Annotated in this window: 21 protein-coding genes and 1 tRNA gene; 8 read left to right on the forward strand and 14 right to left on the reverse strand. The window is 38.8% G+C overall.

Features of this window, described 5'->3' with window-relative positions:
- The 5 genes from VIH09_RS06400 to VIH09_RS06420 all read left to right on the forward strand — a co-directional run.
- Positions 1-2,704: heavy metal translocating P-type ATPase (locus tag VIH09_RS06400; RefSeq protein WP_331579053.1), on the forward strand; the 2,704-nt coding region annotated here is incomplete at its 5' end.
- A gap of 38 nt (positions 2,705-2,742) precedes the next feature.
- Positions 2,743-3,333, forward strand: coding sequence for a membrane or secreted protein (locus VIH09_RS06405; RefSeq protein WP_331579055.1), 591 nt, complete (start codon positions 2,743-2,745; stop codon positions 3,331-3,333).
- 28 nt (positions 3,334-3,361) lie between these two features.
- Positions 3,362-3,499 carry a hypothetical protein gene (locus VIH09_RS06410; protein ID WP_331579057.1) on the forward strand — a complete coding sequence of 46 codons (138 nt, stop codon included), beginning with the start codon at positions 3,362-3,364 and terminating at the stop codon, positions 3,497-3,499.
- Between the two features lie 25 nt (positions 3,500-3,524).
- Complete coding sequence (locus VIH09_RS06415; protein WP_331579059.1) at positions 3,525-3,911, forward strand: DUF302 domain-containing protein; 387 nt, start codon at positions 3,525-3,527, stop codon at positions 3,909-3,911.
- A 143-nt stretch (positions 3,912-4,054) separates the two neighbouring features.
- The gene (locus VIH09_RS06420; protein ID WP_331579061.1) at positions 4,055-6,727 is read left to right on the forward strand and encodes a multicopper oxidase domain-containing protein; all 2,673 of its coding nucleotides are present in this window, start codon (positions 4,055-4,057) and stop codon (positions 6,725-6,727) included.
- Positions 6,728-6,816: 89 nt separating this feature from the next.
- Here the strand turns inward: VIH09_RS06420 and VIH09_RS06425 are convergent, their stop codons facing one another.
- The 3 genes from VIH09_RS06425 to VIH09_RS06435 all read right to left on the reverse strand — a co-directional run bounded on the left by VIH09_RS06425 (position 6,817) and on the right by VIH09_RS06435 (position 8,375).
- Entirely contained in the window at positions 6,817-7,365 is a 549-nt protein-coding gene (locus VIH09_RS06425) for a hypothetical protein (RefSeq protein ID WP_331579063.1), read from the reverse strand.
- A 275-nt stretch (positions 7,366-7,640) separates the two neighbouring features.
- Positions 7,641-7,973 carry a YegP family protein gene (locus tag VIH09_RS06430; protein WP_331579065.1) on the reverse strand — a complete coding sequence of 111 codons (333 nt, stop codon included), beginning with the start codon at positions 7,971-7,973 and terminating at the stop codon, positions 7,641-7,643.
- A 108-nt stretch (positions 7,974-8,081) separates the two neighbouring features.
- On the reverse strand, positions 8,082-8,375 hold the full coding sequence (locus VIH09_RS06435) for an antibiotic biosynthesis monooxygenase (RefSeq protein ID WP_331579067.1): 294 nt from the start codon (positions 8,373-8,375) through the stop codon (positions 8,082-8,084).
- Positions 8,376-8,683: 308 nt separating this feature from the next.
- On the opposite strand from VIH09_RS06435, the gene VIH09_RS06440 reads away from it, so the two are divergent.
- Positions 8,684-8,857, forward strand: a complete 174-nt coding sequence (locus VIH09_RS06440) for a hypothetical protein (protein ID WP_331579069.1) — start codon at positions 8,684-8,686, stop codon at positions 8,855-8,857.
- A gap of 84 nt (positions 8,858-8,941) precedes the next feature.
- A complete protein-coding gene (locus VIH09_RS06445; RefSeq protein ID WP_331579071.1) occupies positions 8,942-9,319 on the forward strand; it encodes a hypothetical protein in 378 nt (125 codons plus the stop codon).
- A gap of 95 nt (positions 9,320-9,414) precedes the next feature.
- Here VIH09_RS06445 and VIH09_RS06450 read toward each other — a convergent pair whose 3' ends face one another.
- From VIH09_RS06450 to VIH09_RS06475, 6 genes are all read right to left on the reverse strand, one after another.
- The gene (locus VIH09_RS06450; RefSeq protein ID WP_331579074.1) at positions 9,415-10,584 is read right to left on the reverse strand and encodes an MFS transporter; all 1,170 of its coding nucleotides are present in this window, start codon (positions 10,582-10,584) and stop codon (positions 9,415-9,417) included.
- A gap of 17 nt (positions 10,585-10,601) precedes the next feature.
- A complete protein-coding gene (locus tag VIH09_RS06455) occupies positions 10,602-11,222 on the reverse strand; it encodes a hypothetical protein (RefSeq protein WP_331579076.1) in 621 nt (206 codons plus the stop codon).
- Positions 11,223-11,513: 291 nt separating this feature from the next.
- Positions 11,514-12,104, reverse strand: a complete 591-nt coding sequence (locus VIH09_RS06460) for a hypothetical protein (protein WP_331579078.1) — start codon at positions 12,102-12,104, stop codon at positions 11,514-11,516.
- Complete coding sequence (locus VIH09_RS06465; RefSeq protein ID WP_331579080.1) at positions 12,094-12,567, reverse strand: sigma-70 family RNA polymerase sigma factor; 474 nt, start codon at positions 12,565-12,567, stop codon at positions 12,094-12,096. The genes VIH09_RS06460 and VIH09_RS06465 overlap by 11 nt, the downstream gene beginning before the upstream one ends.
- A complete protein-coding gene (locus tag VIH09_RS06470; protein ID WP_331579082.1) occupies positions 12,568-12,714 on the reverse strand; it encodes a hypothetical protein in 147 nt (48 codons plus the stop codon).
- A gap of 5 nt (positions 12,715-12,719) precedes the next feature.
- Positions 12,720-13,565 carry an alpha/beta hydrolase gene (locus VIH09_RS06475; RefSeq protein WP_331579084.1) on the reverse strand — a complete coding sequence of 282 codons (846 nt, stop codon included), beginning with the start codon at positions 13,563-13,565 and terminating at the stop codon, positions 12,720-12,722.
- Positions 13,566-13,841: 276 nt separating this feature from the next.
- Between VIH09_RS06475 and VIH09_RS06480 the strand changes: the two genes are divergently transcribed.
- Positions 13,842-13,913, forward strand: a tRNA-Glu gene (locus tag VIH09_RS06480).
- A gap of 180 nt (positions 13,914-14,093) precedes the next feature.
- Here the strand turns inward: VIH09_RS06480 and VIH09_RS06485 are convergent.
- The 5 genes from VIH09_RS06485 to VIH09_RS06505 form a co-directional block, all read right to left on the reverse strand.
- Positions 14,094-14,573 (reverse strand): hypothetical protein, encoded by a 480-nt coding sequence (locus VIH09_RS06485; protein ID WP_331579086.1) that lies wholly within the window; start codon positions 14,571-14,573, stop codon positions 14,094-14,096.
- A 93-nt stretch (positions 14,574-14,666) separates the two neighbouring features.
- Positions 14,667-14,939, reverse strand: a complete 273-nt coding sequence (locus VIH09_RS06490) for an HNH endonuclease (protein WP_331579088.1) — start codon at positions 14,937-14,939, stop codon at positions 14,667-14,669.
- Positions 14,940-15,016: 77 nt separating this feature from the next.
- Positions 15,017-15,445, reverse strand: coding sequence for a hypothetical protein (locus tag VIH09_RS06495; RefSeq protein ID WP_331579090.1), 429 nt, complete (start codon positions 15,443-15,445; stop codon positions 15,017-15,019).
- A gap of 636 nt (positions 15,446-16,081) precedes the next feature.
- Entirely contained in the window at positions 16,082-16,855 is a 774-nt protein-coding gene (locus VIH09_RS06500; RefSeq protein WP_331579092.1) for a hypothetical protein, read from the reverse strand.
- Positions 16,856-17,227: 372 nt separating this feature from the next.
- Positions 17,228-17,732: hypothetical protein (locus tag VIH09_RS06505; protein WP_331579094.1), on the reverse strand; the 505-nt coding region annotated here is incomplete at its 5' end.

Consider the following 17,732-nt stretch of genomic DNA (forward strand, 5'->3'; position numbering starts at 1 on the left):
AGTTACCGGAATGTCCTGCGACGGTTGTCGTACCAAAGTGGAGAAAACATTGAACGCCATTGATGGGGTTCAAGCGGTCGTTTCTTTGGATACGGAAACTGCAACGATAACAATGGAAAAGCACATTCCGACCGAAAAATTACAAGAGGAGTTAACAGCTGCCGGAAATTATACGATAGAAATGAGCCATCCTAAAGAGCCATCTAACAGAACAAAAAAGGAGGCTGAGGTGAAAGCTTGTGGCGATAATGAGCAGCATCAGCATAAAATGGCGGAAATGCCTAACGCTCCCGCTAAATACTTTTGCCCCATGCACTGCGAAGGGGATAAAGTGTACGACAAATCAGGAAGCTGTCCGGTTTGTGGCATGCATTTAGAAAAAGTATCCGAATCAGAGGAAAAGAAAGCGGAAAAATCATGTTGCGGCACAAATAAGGAGGCGGATAAAAAAGCCGTTCCGTTAGCCGCTGCCGTTCCCGGTAAATACTATTGCCCGATGCATTGCGAAGGGGACAAAGTGTATGACAAAGAGGGGGACTGCCCCGTATGCGGAATGGATTTGGTGAAAGCCCCTGAATTAACTGTTGGTAAAATGCTTTATACCTGCCCAATGCACCCCGAAGTTATCCAGGAGGGTCCCGGTTCCTGCCCCATTTGCGGAATGGATCTAGTTCCGATGAAACCTGTGGATAGCGAAGAAAATAAAACTTATCTCAATTTGCTGTATAAAATGAAGGTGGCTTCGTTGTTTACCGTTCCGGTTTTCATAATCTCCATGATGGAAATGCTGCCGAACAACCCTTTGTTGCAACTGATGGATCTCAAAATCTGGAACTGGGTGCAATTTATATTAACTCTTCCCGTCGTTTTCTATGCAGCGTGGATGTTTTTTATCCGGGCATGGAAATCAATTGTCAGCTGGAACCTCAACATGTTTACACTGATCGGAATCGGTACTGGAGTGGCCTTTCTCTTCAGTGTGTTCGGGATGCTCTTTCCTGATATTTTTCCGGCTGAATTCAAAACAGAAAGCGGAACGGTTTCGCTTTATTTTGAAGCTACCGCAGTCATTTTGACTTTGGTTTTATTGGGACAATTATTGGAAGCCAGAGCCCACAGCCAGACCAGCGGGGCAATAAGGGAATTAATGAAGTTAGCGCCCACGGTTGCCACTTTAGTAGTCGATGGGGCGGACAAGGTGATTTCCATCCATGACATTAAGAAAGGCGATTTGCTTCGCGTAAAACCAGGGGAGAAAATTCCGGTCGACGGAAAAATTACCGACGGGGAAAGCACAATAGATGAATCAATGATTTCAGGCGAACCCATTCCCATCGATAAAAAAATCGGCGATGCTGTTGTTGCAGGAACCTTAAACGGAAATAAATCATTCGTTATGGTGGCCGAAAAAATCGGTTCCGAAACCTTGCTTTCACAAATTGTACAAATGGTCAACAGCGCCAGTCGTTCGCGAGCACCCATTCAAAATTTAGCGGATAAAATTGCGAAATATTTTGTGCCTGTCGTTGTTGTCGTTTCGGTGATTACTTTTTTCGTATGGGCAAGATTCGGACCCGAGGGCGAGGCATTGATGTACGGATTTGTAAATGCGGTCGCAGTTTTGATTATTGCCTGTCCATGTGCATTAGGATTGGCAACTCCGATGTCAGTAATGGTAGGTGTAGGCAAAGGGGCGCAGTCAGGGGTTTTGATAAAAAATGCCGAGGCACTTGAGAACATGAACAAGGTCAATGTTTTGATCACCGATAAAACGGGGACTATAACTGAAGGGAAACCGTCGGTGGAAAAGGTGTTTTCATCCAACAATCAGGAGGATGATTTGCTGCGAAATATAGCTTCGCTCAATCAATACAGTGAACATCCTTTGGCGCAAGCCGTAGTTAATTTTGCGAAAGCGAAAAACGTTTCTTTATCCGAGGCAAAAGATTTTGAGGCAATAACCGGAAAAGGGGTTACGGGTACTGTGGATAGTAAAAAAGTCGCTCTTGGGAATAAAGACCTGATGGATATGAATGGGTCCACTATTTCAGAGGATATAGAGAGCAAAGTTTTAGAGGAACAAAAACTGGGGAAGACGGTCTCTTATATTTCGGTTGACAATGCCGTTTTGGGTTATGTAGCAATCACCGATGCGATAAAAGCGACCAGCGTAGCCGCCATAAAAGAACTGATGAGCCAGGGCGTCGAGGTGATCATGCTAACCGGCGATAACAAAAACACCGCTAAGGCCGTGGCGGACGAATTGCATTTGACTTCCTTCATTGCGGGTTGCCTGCCCGAGGATAAACTCAAAGAAATTAAAAGGCTGCAAGCGGAAGGGAAAATCGTCGCCATGGCGGGTGACGGAATAAACGACGCGCCGGCATTGGCTCAAGCCAATATCGGAATTGCTATGGGGACCGGAACGGACGTGGCCATTGAGAGCGCTAAAATAACGCTGGTGAAAGGGGACTTGCAAGGGATCGTGAAAGCTAAAAAATTGAGCCATGCGGTGATGAAAAACATCCATCAGAATTTATTCTTCGCTTTCTTTTATAACGTACTCGGGATTCCGATTGCCGCCGGGGTTTTATATCCTTTTTTCGGGATTTTGCTTTCCCCGATGATTGCCGCTCTGGCGATGAGTTTCAGCTCGGTTTCTGTTATCGCAAATGCATTGCGTCTGAGAGGATTAAAACTGTAATGAATATGGATTAGCTATAATTTCAAAAAATCAAGATCATGAAAACACTTCAAAAAATGGTACTGTCGATCGGTTTAATCGGACTGCTGAATTCCTGCCAGTCCACAAATCAGGTTTTGTCAAACTCAGACAAGAGAACGGAAATAATGAACAAGATCGCCAGTGATGAAAGCATGTCAAAGGAAATGATGGGAATGCTGATGGGCAGCAAAAGCGCCAAAATGGCGATGATGAAAGAGCATCGTGCCAAAATGATGGAAATGATGAAGGCGGATCCCGAAATGATGAAAAACATGATGTCAGAAATGACGATGCATAATCCTGAAATGATGAAGGCACATCAAGCTAAAATGATGGCAATGATGCATCAGAATCCGGAAATGAAAAAAATGATGATGGGGCATATGATGGCAATGATGAGGGACAATCCGGAGATGATGAAAAGCATGATGGCGGAAATGATGGAAGCGGCCAAAGATGATAAAGCAATGATGTCCGAAATGTGCAAAGCGATGATGGGAAACGGGAAGATGATGGATATGATGCAAAATATGAAGGACGACAAAATGGATATGAATAAAATGAAAACCAAACCCGTAAAGGAAGAGGAACATAAATCGCATCATTAATATAATAGTAACCTAAACCTAAAAAATTATGAATGATCATGGAAATGGGGGGATTCACATGGATGCCTACTCCTTTATGGGAATGCATGTTTTTTGGTGGGTCTCAATTTTGATTTTTGCTCTAGTGTTATTAGTGGCTGCCCACAGGTACAGAAAAAGGAAATGAGTTTAATCTAAAAAACAGAACAATCATGGAATATTACTTTAGTAAAACAATTAATGACAGCTTTGAAAATGCGATCCAAAAGGTAACGGAAGCCTTGAAAACGGAAGGATTCGGGATACTGACCGAAATTGACTTGAAAGCGACCTTAAAGAAAAAGCTGGACGTGGATTTTTACAATTATACCATTCTGGGGGCCTGCAACCCGCCATTCGCATACAAAGCCTTATTGGCGGAAGACAAAATAGGAACGATGCTGCCCTGCAATGTAATTGTTCAAGAAAAAGTGCCGGGCCAGATAGAGGTTTCCGCAGTCGATCCGGCGGCTTCGATGCAGGCCGTCGAAAACGACGAACTTGCCGAAATTGCAACGGAAATACGAGACCGCTTGAAGAAAGTAATCGAGCAACTGTAGGTTTATATTTTGCCCAAAAAGTGGTTCACTATGTTTTGTATGAAAAAGGGACAGCAGTAAAATTCTAAGGAATAGAAAAAGGAGCATAAATCACATCAGTAATAATTTTAAATAATTATTAATACAAAAATTAGAATTTAGTTATGAGAAGAATAATAGCAGTAGCATTGATCCTGACATTTTATTCCCATGCGCAAGCAGAAAATAGAAATGAGGGTAATGTTTCAAAAAAATCTGAGATTCTACAAACTCAACCTACAACTTATACTTGTGTAATGCATCCTGAAATTCATGCCGCTAAACCCGGCAAATGCCCCAAATGTGGTATGGATTTGATTAAGGAAAAAGCGAAACCGGTAAAAAAATCGGCTGTGACAAAGAAAGCGCCAAAAGCGGTGCCTAAAAAAACAAGCGCCATTCGAAAAAAAGTGATACCCAAAGATTCGCATGAAAATCATTCAAATGCTCCCGTAAATACCTCCAAAGTCAATGAAAAAGTTAATATATCTGAAAAGGATGCTCCAGCCCGAACAGTCCGTTATGATTTATACGTTCGGGATACGATTGTTAATTTTGGCAATAAGCCCAAAAAGGCAATTGCCGTCAACGGCCAAATACCGATGCCAACGCTCACCTTTACGGAGGGGGATATAGCCGAAATCTATGTGCACAATGAACTGGAGGAAGGAACTTCCCTGCATTGGCATGGCGTCTTTTTGCCCAACAAAGAAGATGGTGTTCCGTTTCTCACACAAATGCCTATAGCGCCCCGTACCACTCACAAATATAGCTTCCCCGTTGTGCAGAGCGGAACCCATTGGTACCATAGCCATTCCGGTTTACAAGAACAAATTGGGATGTATGGCGCTTTGATTTTGAAAAAAAGGGACAACGATCCCCACTTTAGAAAAGGGATAGACGATTTGGCGGCAATCCCAGTCGTTTTGAGCGAGTGGACCGATTACAAACCGGAAAATGTGCAGCGGATGTTGCGAAACGCATCGGATTGGTTTGCCATCAAAAAAGGGACTACGCAAAGTTATGCCGAAGCCATCAGCAGCGGCCATTTTAAAACCAAATTCAATAACGAATGGAAACGCATGCTGGCGATGGACGTAAGCGACGTCTATTACGACAAGTTCCTGATCAATGGCAAAAACGAATCGGTTGCGGACGTTTTAAGAAAATCTAGGGCGGGAGACAAGGTGCGATTGCGGATTGCCAATGCCGGCGGCTCCTCCTATTATTGGCTGACCTACGCGGGAGGCAAGATTACGGTCATTGCCAGCGATGGGAATGACGTGGAACCCGTTGAGGTGGACCGGCTAATTATCGGCGTTTCTGAAACCTATGACGTGGTGGTCACCGTTCCCGCTGATAATACCGCTTATGAGTTTTTAGCGACTCCCGAAGACAGAACCAAATCAGCCTCCCTTTATATCGGTGATGGCATCAAACAGAGAGTTTCTCCATTGCCGAAACTGAACTATTTTGAGGGGATGAAGATGATGAACGGCATGATGAACATGGATGGCAGCATGAACGACATGGGCATGGACATGAGCCTTCAAAAAATGGATATGAACTCGGTTATGTATCCCGAAATTTCAGGAAATAAACAGGAAACAAATCATCTTTCCGGAAAAATGGACATGAAGTCGGACGAAATGGATCATTCGAAAATGGACATGGATGAGCCAGAAATGGACCATTCAAAGATGGACATGGAATCAGACGATATGGATGAATCAAAAATGGATATGGGCCATTCGATGGATAACATGGATTCAAGCTCTGCAGATATTGTGACGCTCAATTATTCCATGTTAAAAGCACCGCAAATCACTTCCCTTCCAAAAGATGCTCGCGTTCGGGAATTGCATTTCGAGTTAACGGGAAACATGAACCGCTATCTCTGGAGCATGGACAATAAGGTCCTGTCTGAATCGGATAAAATTTTAATCAAGAAAGGGGTAAATGTCCGTATCCTATTGCATAATAATTCGATGATGCGTCACCCGATGCATTTGCACGGTCATGATTTTAGGGTCTTGAACGGGCAGGGAGATTATGCGCCCTTGAAAAACGTTCTTGACATAATGCCGATGGAAACCGACACTATCGAGTTTAACGCGAATGCGGACGGCGACTGGTTTTTCCACTGCCATATTTTGTACCATATGATGGCCGGGATGAATCGTGTTCTCAGTTACGAGAACTCGGCTCCCAATCCGCTTTTGCCTAATAAAGAGTGGGCCTACAAGAAATTGCAAAACGAAAGCAACAGATTTTACCTAATGGCAGAGAATGATTTCGCGACCAATGGAAATGATGGTGAAGCGATGCTGCAAAATGCGAGATGGAGCTTTAAAACGGAATGGCGATTGGGCTATAAAGCGGAACACGGCTACGAAATCGAAACGCACATAGGAAGATACATCGACAAAAACCAATGGTTGATGCCCTTCATTGGTTTTGACTGGCGTTACCGCAAAATGGGCATCAACGAAGTGGAGAAAAACATATTTGGTCAGGCCAACACCAAAGACAAGCGCGCCGTAGTGAGTTTAGGTGTCAATTATACCTTGCCTCTATTGGTCATTGCCCAGGCTGAGGTTTTTAGCGACGGGAATGTCCGTTTTCAGTTGATGCGGGAAGATATCCCGGTTTCGAAACGATTGCGAATGGCTTTCATGGTCAATACCGATAAGGAATATATGGCGGGACTAAAATATATTGTGGGTAAAAATATCGGAATAACTACCCATTACGACAGTGATATGGGAGTGGGTTTTGGAGTGAACCTGAATTATTAAAATTCCGGTTTTAAAGTTATAAAGAAGAGGTTTTCGGTAAAACGCAAACCTCTTTTTTGCATCATCTGAAACTTTATCGGTGAATGCTTTCATTGTTTTTTTAGCATCGCCTGATAAATCCGTACGTTTATCTCGTCGCCCCAAGCCTCGGGCAAGAAAATCCCGAAATCGCTTAAACGCAGCTTAAAATTAAGCGTAAGCAGGGACGAAAGGGCATCGCTGCCGGCAACGTGTTTAAGTATACCATCAGCATATATATTGTTCACCATTTTATTCATTTCCAGTTGCGCCGTGAAATTCAGTTTCTGGTCCGGATGCTGTAAGGTGTTCACGTACGGAATGTTCAGTTTTCCGCTAAGGATTATGGGCTTTAGCGATGTGTTGGTAAGTATCGCATTCAAGGAGTCCGTTGCGGTGTGCAAAGACGCCGGATCAATTGTTAATCCTATTTCGGCGGTTTCATAATCGATCAAAACAAATAAATGATTGCTGTTGGCGCTGATTATGGAATCCCCATACGAGCCAATGACCTCTATGATTCCTTCCCTGGTTTGGTATTTTTGCTGTGCCTTGGCCGATAGGCTACATAATAGTAATGCAATAACGGCTATCCGGGCTGTTTTTAGAGTTTTCATCATCAATGGATCATTAGATAAGTCGCAATATTCTGGTAATCAGTGTGATTGTATTTTTTTTAGCTCATATAAATTTACGATTTATTTCAGTGGCCGTTTCTTTTTTGGTAAAATTTTTCAGTTGAAAAAAACTGCGGTGGAATCCATTAGATTTAGGAGAACTCGATCCGGAAGGCGTTCTAAAAATCGTATTACGGTAAGAATTTAATATAAAAGAAACCGGTTTAATATATTAAACCGGTTTTTTTTTAAAGGACTTATAGTCTTTTGAAATTCAATTAGACCGTCTGATCGTCAATTGTTGCTTCAGCAGCATTATTCTTTACCGATTCAATTCCTTTGTCTCTTGCAGCCACGCTTCCATACATTTCGCTCGTGCCGATTACCTGATGGTTGGCCGCTTTAAGATTAAAGTACGGCTTTCCGATCGCGGATTCTTTGCGGTCGTAGTTTGAATCATCAGCGGCGTTTTTACGCACTGACTCCATTCCGTTTTCACAGGCCGCTTTAGTATTGTACGCTTCGCTGGCCAGGATGGTCTCGCCATTTCCAGCTTTCAAGTTAAAATGGAACGATCCATTTCCTGCTTTGGTAATTACAAATTTTCCCATAAGATACTAATATATTGATTTTTATAAAATTAAGAAAAATATCACATTGTAAAGGTTAAAATTGATTTATTTTGTTATTCAAAATAAAACCGTCCCATTTTGCAGTTGCTATTTGATGGCCACAAGATCTACCATTTCGATAACCGGATCCTTGGCAAGTAATGTAGTGGCGTTAGCCATCAACGCGGCGGCAATGGGTCCGTCAAGATGTGCTTTGCGTCCTTCCTCTGAGGCAAAAGTGTCAAATATTCCAAAAGTGGAAGGCCCCAATTGAAACGCATACCATCTCACCGTTCCGGTTTCGCCCTCTGCCAGATGTAGGGATGATTTTAAAAATTCCAGGACTTCGTTTTCTTTTCCGGATTTGGCTTCCACTCGTGCCAGCAATGCAAATTTTTCCATGATTCTAGTTTTAAATTAATTATTGCGTTTTTTTGATTTAATTATAAATGGCCAGCGGGGGGCGTTGCTGATTGGTATTTAAGTATCTGATTAAAAACAGATTAAAGTTACGAAACAAACTTTAAATGAAGCCCCAAAATGGCAGCAGTGTAAAAAAAACAATACTGGGGCCTTAGCAGCGCATTTTTCTGAAAACGTGTGAATTATGCAATCATTATAGGTAATTGTGTTACAGTTCTACAGACGTTTAGGTTTATTTTTGTTATTCCGCAACAAATCAGTTTCGGAACAACTTAAAAACCATTTATATGAAAAACCCATCAGCGCCAAAGAAAATTACCTGGATTATAGGATTGATTGCCGGTATACTCGGAATCATCGGACACTTCTCGCATATCCAGATTTTATCGCAATACAATTATGAGCTATTGCTTATTGGTTTCGTTGTTTTGGCAGTGGGCACCACATTAAAAGAAGTTTAAACAATTTAGAGAATATTACCCGTAAATTTCGAAGGCTAATAACCTTTGATTTAATGCAATTATTAAAACAATAAATATATAATTATGTCAGAAAAAAATAAAAAACAATTTGGTGTTTGGATGGATTCACATCACGCAACAATTGTAGGTAGAGAAAATGTAGACTCAGGTGAATTCGTAATATTAGGTCACGAAAAAGTGGACGGTCAAGGCAGCAATTCAAGCGAAAACGCAGCAAACAATGCAGAGAGGGATTCGCTTCACAAATTATTCAAAAACATCACTGCGCATATGCAAAATGTTGATGAACTGTTTGTGACTGGAACCGGTACCGCGCAAGAACAATTTATTAAATATTTAAACGAGACTCCACAGTATAAAAATGTTGAGGCTACGGAAAATACTTCTAATAAAATGAGTGATGAAAGTTTAGTTGAATATGTGACTGCGCAGTTCAAATAATCGTTCTGGATAAGACTGATTTATCAGTTTAACTCAATGCCCCCAAAAAGCCATACGCTTTCTGGGGGCATTTTTATGAAAATGAAAGCCAGATGCTATTTTGTTTTTTTGCTTAACGCCAATAAGCCGAGAATGGGACCGATGGCCAACAAGACGTAAATGCCGGTGAAATCCGTGGATGCTTTCAGTGAGCTGATCAATTGGATGCTGATTATGGTGATGGCGAAACCAATGCTGTTCACGATCGTAAGTGCTGTCCCTTTTATTTCTGCGGCGGCATTCTGGGCGACTAGGGTGGAGAATAGCGGGGAATCTGCCACCACGGCCATTCCCCAAAAAAGCAAGAAAGCAATGAATACTGCTTCGGATCCGACCGCGAACAGGAACGGGGAAACAAGGCAGCAACAACAAGACAGCAGCAAGGATATAAATGCAATTCTTTTTGCGCCAAAGGTTTGCGAGAGGTAGCCGCTGAGTACGCAGGCGAGTCCGCCAATCCCGATGATCATGAAAGACAAAATGGGGATGTTAAAGGTCGTTTCAGGGTGCAGATCGCTATAGGTTTTAAGAATCAGCGGGGTAAATGCCCAAAAAACGTACAGCTCCCACATATGCCCAAAATACCCAAAAGCGGCAGCACGCAGTTTTCGGTTTTTAAATATGCCAAAGAAAGCCGACAAGTTTACGCCTTGGCTTTGTTTGCGATAAGGGCCGTCAGGAACCAAAACCACCATCATCAAACCGCCCAGAACGGCGAGGGAAGAAGTGGTGAGTATGACCGATTTCCACGGGAATACATTGGTTATACCTTTCAATAAATGCGGAAAAGCGGTACCCAACACAAGGGCGCCAATCAAAAAGCCCAATGATTTTCCCAGCCCTTTTTCGAAATAATCGGCGGCGATTTTCATCCCGACGGGGTAGATTCCAGCGAGGAAAAAACCGGTCAGGAACCGGATGCATAAGATCGTGGCTAGACTGTTGCCTTCCCAAAGCATGCCCGCGTTGAAGACCGCTCCGAGCAGTGCGCTTATCAGGAACACTTTTGAAGGGGAAAAACGGTCGGCTATCGCCAAAAGTGCAAATACCAGCGTGCCCAATATAAAACCAAACTGAACGGCAGAAGTCAGGTGGCCTATGGCAGTTTCGGCAAGGCCAAAATTGATTACCAAGTCACCCATCACGGCATTACCGGCAAACCAAAGCGAGGTACAGCAAAACTGGGCAACAACAATTAGGGGTAGTATGGTCTTTGATCGGTCCATTTAGAAAGTCATTGGTGTTACTTTGTGCTCAAGGGCTCGGCGCATAGGCCAACTGGAGACTTTGCGCTGTGGCTTGCTAGTCCGTTTACAGTTTTTGATTCTTTTCTGTATAAAAGGAGAGCTAATCCCGATGCAAAGACAACACAGCTGATTAACATTAAATTTCCATTATTCCAGATAAAATAGGAAAGTCCGACAAAAGGGGCGCCTATTATCACCATAATAGCACTTATCGGATTCGTTTTGATAAAATTGAAAGCGTGGGTCGCGAGACCTAAAAAGAGTAAAGATGGTCCAATAATAACAAAAGGATACAAAATTAATGGCGTGTTGCTGATTTGTTCCTTCAATAGATTTCTGCCCGTATCATCATTTCCAAAACTCCACATAATAAAGTCAATAGTGCAGAGCCCAATGTGGGCAATGACACCTAAAGCGGTTAAAACCGATGCGATGGAATTTAGCCTATTTTTAGGAAACACATAATTAAATGAAAATAGTAATACGGCTCCAATTAAATTAAACCAATGAGCTAAGTCGATATGTTTTTGTGCATTCAATGAAACTTGAGAAAAAAGCACATAACTAGCTACGAAAAAAATAAGTCCCAGTAAACAAAGGGTTTTTGGTTTGATCATAATTGACTTTTTAAATTTGTGTTGTTGGAATTGCATTTTTTTTGTAAAAAGCTGCGGAACATCCCCGCAGCTTTTAGCAGAATTTGGGACTAAGTTAAGATTTTTCTTTCGAATTATTATTGCCCAATTCCTTGCCCTCGGGTATTCTTGTAAGTACTGGCTTTCTTGCGCTTTTTTTTAATCTTAGAGCCAAAGCCAAAGTTTTTTACCACAGCGATATATTTCTAATGGCAGCCAAATCAATCTTAAATCAGCCTTACTAGATCAAGATTTTTCTGGAGAAGGCACTTTTCATACGTTAAGTTGATTGTTAACCATTTCAAATTTGGCGATTATGGCGTCTAATTTGGCTCTTTGTTTTTTTATTTGCTTTGGCCTTAAATAGAACCAATTAAAAAGTATCCAAATTGATGTTATAGCATACGTAAAGATTCCCCAAAATGTACTCATTCGCTGTGTATATTCATACATATACAGAGCAATTCCTAATGAAAGTAAGATGAAATACAAATTCATCATGGTAGTTTCCATAAATCTCTGTTTCGCTTTAATGGCCAATAAGTCTTTTAAATAATCACTGTTACTTTGTGAGTTCATATGGCTTTTGAAAAGAGAATAACTTTTATTATAAGCAAATAGGAAAATCACCATAGCTAAAATGATAAGCATAATTCCAATTTTGGTCGTGATTAATTGCGGTTGAAAATATATCCAAATTAAAATGATAAATATTGAAGTTGCAATCAGTAAAAGGTTAGTTAATACTAACTTTCTCAAATTAGATTGTTTCATTTTTTTAATCTCGGATATTAAAATTTCCGAATTGGGCGCAACGGATGTTTGCTTAGCCCAGATGTCTTTGAAATTTATATTATCGCTCATTGCTTGTAAATTTTTGTGTTAATTTTTCTTTTATTCTATGAATTTTCACTCGTATGTTAGCTTCCGATAGTCCAACGATGCTTGCTATTTCTGCTTGTTTCACGTCCTCCAGTTCAAGTGAAATTATAATACGGTCAATTTCTGGAAGTTCGGCAATGCATTTGTATAAAAACTGTATTTGAGGTTCAATATTGGTCTGCTTTTCTTCGACTAAATTTGATGGTAATTGCCCTTTCGGGAAACGATTTTGTTTTTCAATTTGCCGCAAGCAGTTATTGGAAGCTATTCTAAAAACCCAAGTTCCAACACTAGATTCGTTTCTGAATTTGGGAAGTTGTTTCCAAACACTTATAAATGTTTCCTGTGTTAAGTCTTGTGCAAGGTTATGATCATTGACATAACCCATACACAAGCGAAATATCCTATCCCAATATCTTTTGTATATTTCGTCAAACACTTCCATTTATCGTTTAATTAATTTTAGTTTAGACACTAAACTAAAGATTAAAATTAGAAAAATAGCCACGACTATATTTTTTGTTGCAATTCCAACTGCGGCAGCAATTATGACCCCTTGTTGAGTTGGGAAGAAGCAGTTTATTTTTTTCATTTTAATTAGTTTAAAAAGTTATTTAATTGATTCAAATACCATTCTTTGTCATCATACATTACAAAATGTAATCCCTTGTTTGAATATTGTAAATTGGCGTTATTTAGGTTTTTATATTGCTCTTCGATAGCTGGTTTTACAGTTTTAAAAGAGTCTTCCAATAAAATTAATGATGGACATTTTATGTTTTTGATTTTCAGTCTTAAATCCGTATTTATAAAATCGCAATACATTTCTGCAAATGTTTTTCTGTCAGAACTTATGCTCCAACTAACAACCAGTTCTCGTTTAGAAGTTTCGGCAACAAGTCTGGAGATGGAATTGGTTTGTATTTGATGAAATTGCTCTTCCGTTAGTGAAGTCATTTGATTTACCATTTGAGAACAATCGGGATTTTCAGTTGAAGTAAAAGCTGGATTTATAAGTGCTTGTAAACATGGAAGAGCATCAACCACTACAATTTTTTTAATAAGCTCAGGATAATCGGATGCAATCGCTAATGCTAAACCTCCGCCCATACTGTGACCAATTATAATTGGTTTTTCAATTTTGTTTTCTTTAATGTAATTGACGATACTATTTTCCCAGTTTGTAAATGTGGCATTTGGTTGTGGTTTTATGCCTGCAAAACCAGCCATTGTTAAGGTGTAGCAAGTGAAATCTTTTTCGTAGTTTGATTTTGTCTCGTCCCAGACCGCTCCCGAACTGGCGAAACCAGGAATAAAAATGATGGATTGGTCGCCTTTTCCACTAATTTTAATATCAAACGGATAAGACTTGTTTTGTGCAGAAACGGTTGTACTTAAAAAGGGAAGTGCCAATGTTAAGATTAAGAATTTAATTTTTTTCATCTTGATTATTTTTTAGTGTTCGTCTTTTAGATACGAGCATATCTAAAATGTTACAAAAACTTTTAAAATAAATGAAATGAGAAAATACAGTGTTTTAAGCTAAAGCATAGGATGCATTTGCAAATGGTAAAAAAAAACTTTTTTGCCGTAAGTGCTAGTTCTTAATTAATTATGATTTTCAAATAAAAAAAATGCTGTTTTTACTGCACGGTTTGAGGTTTTGGCTTGGTACGTCCCGAAAATAGTACTATTTTTGCAACCGCAACAGAAAAGCAAGGCCCGTTCGTCTATCGGTTAGGACGCATGGTTTTCATCCATGTAAGAGCGGTTCGATTCCGCTACGGGCTACAATATTCTAAATTGCGATTCCTTTTTTTTTAATTGATTTCGCTATTTGAATGTGGTAATTAACTTCAATTTACTTCCTAAAACTTAAAAAAAAAGCCTCGAAAACTAAACTTTTCGAGGCTTTTTTTATTGTTGTACTGGCAGTAGCTTTTTTGGTGGATTGTGTTTTATTCCTTGTGGTTACTCGGTAAACGTTTTAATATAAATGTAGGACATATGTCCCGAACCGTCATCGAAAATGCTGAGCTCTTTGATGTTTTCAATGTTGTTCCACTTGGTGACGTTTCCAGGGCTGTTAAAAGTGGGCTGCGTCGCTTCCAGACCAAGCAGTTCAGTGCTTTTGTCGTTGATTTCGTATTCTGAAACCTGATTTATGGTTATCCAATCCGCTTTGTCGTTTATAAATACAATTTCAAATTTATCAGACTGGTAATTCGCTTGTTCGCAAGCCGTGTCTTGACAAGGCGTGTTGATTGGTTTGATCATTTTAACGTTATTGGGTTTGCCCAAAATCTTTTCGACATCCGTCTTGTTTTTCCCGATTATGGTGGAGACATCAACTATTATCTTTTTCTCTGGAGAAGGCGTATCGTTTATTGCCAATTTATAAAAAAAGGCGGCTATCAAGAGAAGGAGTACCAGTGTAATAAATTTTTTCATTTTTTCATTTTTGTTTTAGTGTGCATTTTGCTGTAAATATACTGCTATTTTATGCTTTGTATTCAATAGGACGCTCGAGCTAGCGATGCATGTTTAAGCCAGTGGGCTAGTTTTATTTTTTTGAATGTCTTCTATTATATTTTTTAGTTCTTGAATTGTCAGCATTTTTTTTCTTTTATGAATCATCCGATGGCAATTTGAACAAACTGGTCTGACGTCCTCAATAGTTGTTTCTCTTTCTCCTTCACTTATCGGAATGAGATGATGAATTTCTATAAAGTCATTTCCTAAATTTCCATATCTTTCTGTAAAATTAAAACCGCAAATCCAACAATCAGTTTTCCATTTAAGTTTGGCGTCTTTCACTAATTTCTTGTGGCGAGAATTATATTTATATTCTTTTATGAATAGCTCTTTTCCTTCAATGCGGTTAGGAAATATATCTACATCAATGTTTTCATTTGATTTTGTACTCCATGATTCATACCCAAAGTTTCGAGGGGAACTAGAAGTTGAATTTTATTGCTCTTTTTTTGATCTTTTTTGAGTTTTGAAAAAATGTCCACGATATTTTCAAAAGGTTTAGCCCAATTTAAAAATTGAGATATTGCAAATTTTTCTAATTTGGCATCTTCAAGATTCAAAGCATCAAAAAAGCCATTATCGTAGAAAAATATTTTTGCATCAGTAACTTTTGATACATTAAAAATATTGCAAGCAATTTCTTTTGAGATACTCCAATGGTTTAAATCTTTGTTTGCAACAAAATATATTGTAGAATTAAGTTTTCTTTTAAAATCATTTGTTTTTAATAGAATTGTTTTACTAGATTCTTCAATCTCGTGAATAATTTTATCGGTTGATATTTCCATATTTATATTTGATTATCTAAATTTTTCAGAAGCTAGAAGTTAACTTCTCGAGACTCTGTTTTTCAACATATGAAAAATGAGTATTTGCGGCTAAACGAAAATACGATAAAAAAACGCTAATCTCACTAAAATAGCAAATGAGACGCTCAGGCCAATAGACGGTTGAGGCTTGTAAGGTGGTTTTGAAAGGGCTTCAAAGTCAAGTGCCTTTGTGCAAAGGGAAAGTAAAATTTAAGCATAAAAAAAACCAGATAGTATCTGAGGTTGTTTATTTTTCTTGAGTGCCCCGCTAGCGCTAGCAAGGGATACTCAGGATTTGACTCTTTATCACATGATATAAAACTATAATACTTAAGATCGGATTTATAGTGCCATAGCCTGTAATCTTTCTACACTTTCCGTTCTTTTAAATTTACTGCCATCTGCCAATTCAGGTAATTCAAAGTAACCCCATTGTCCTAGATTGAATTCCCATAGAAGGTAATATAATTAACGCCAATACCCTTTTCGAGCAGACTATTTTCAATTGGGTCGTTATCGACTTCTTCATTCGAACATCCTAACACAAATAGTAATGCCAACAACCCAAAATAAATTTTTGTTTTGATAATGTATTGTTTTTTATTTTCTACTCTTTTAAGGAATTATAGATTGTCCTATCCATAAACTTATTTGACCTGTAGTTAAGTTTATACCAGAAAAATTAAAACCGCTTCTTTGAACCAAATAAGTTCCATTCATATTTTTAAGCCTGCCAGTTCCATTTGTGATAGTAGCTATTCCATCACCAATTAGTCCTCCAAATATGTTTTCATCAGTATATTCTGGAGATGTATAATAATAAGGTTCTAATACTCCCGTAATTGTGATATCACAACTATCACTTCTTCCTACTGAAATTTTTCCAGTAGCACTTATATTGTAATTGTGAGTAAACTCATTGTAAGAGTCAGTTGGATTATAATTAGGGTTTGTAAAGCCTTGAGGTGCAGAGAATTTGTATGTGCTTGAACTCGAAATTATCTTCCCGCAGCCAGTTATATGTCCACTAAATTGTCCATCCCTAATAAATTTTGCTCTTTCGAGAGACATAGCATCCGTTTCATCATTCAGTTCAGTTAAGTAATAGTAATATATATCACTTGATGTGGAATTCCCATCGAAACGAATAGATTTATTGCCATTGTTCCTGCTGAGCAAATTGTCTTGAGTTGGGTTGTCAACGAGTTCTTCATTTGAGCATCCTAACACAAATAGTAATGCCAAAAACCCAAAATAAATTTTTGTTTTCATGACGTATTGTTTTTGATTTTTATTTCCTACTCTTTTAAGGATTTTCGGATTCCTCCTCATCATTTTGAGTATAATTCTGTGTAGGTGAAATAAATTTGGGAAGAATATTCTTTTCAACAAAACCTAATTTTTATCGCATAAAGTTACGATTTTTAACAACCTAAGTAACTGATTGTTAACAATTTATAAATATTAATAGTCTTATAAAAGTGGTTTTTCAAGCTAATTTATAATCGTTCTTTAAAAACTCCATCTGCCTCTAATGTAAATTTCCGTTATTAAATTCTTGTAGGAGTTATTTTGCTCCGCAAAAAAGGACTGCGCTGTGAAATCCCCATCGCGAGCGCGAGCGGGACGCTCGTGCCCGCATGCAAAATCAATTGCTAATTATTTTAAAACTAGCGTAATCATTAATTAACTAAATTTCTTGTTGCTCTTTATTATGCTTTGTGTTCACGAGCGGGACGCTAGCGAAAGTTATTAGTATGGTTATAGTAGGCCAAACAAATTGATTTCAAGATTTTCCACAACTTTGATATTTGTATCGAAATTAAATGAAATATTCAAAAACACTTTACTAAAAATAGTCATTGTCACATAATCATTATTTATTTCTACTTGATACCTTTTGGGAAAGGATGACTTATTCTCATTATAAAATATACTAGGAAGCGTCAATTGAATTTCAACATTCCTTAAAAAAAATCTCAACTCTCCAAAAAACTTATTTTCTTCAATCTCCTCCCAATTTAATAATTCAGGATCTTCAATCCCCTCTATAATACGAAAGCTAAATGTTATAAGATATGCTAACTTTTCAAATGCACGAGAATGCTCTTTAAGTATATCAGTGAACCATTTTTGCGATTGAGAATTGATATACTGCTCTATGTTTTGTTCAAAAATTGATTCTTGAGGGTAAATGAAATCGTTCATAATTATTTCACTAGTATATTTGTGTTTATCACGAACTTCTGCATTAATGAAGTCTTTT

It is taken from the genome of Flavobacterium sp., assembly GCF_036515215.1.
Taxonomy (GTDB): Bacteria; Bacteroidota; Bacteroidia; order Flavobacteriales; family Flavobacteriaceae; genus Flavobacterium.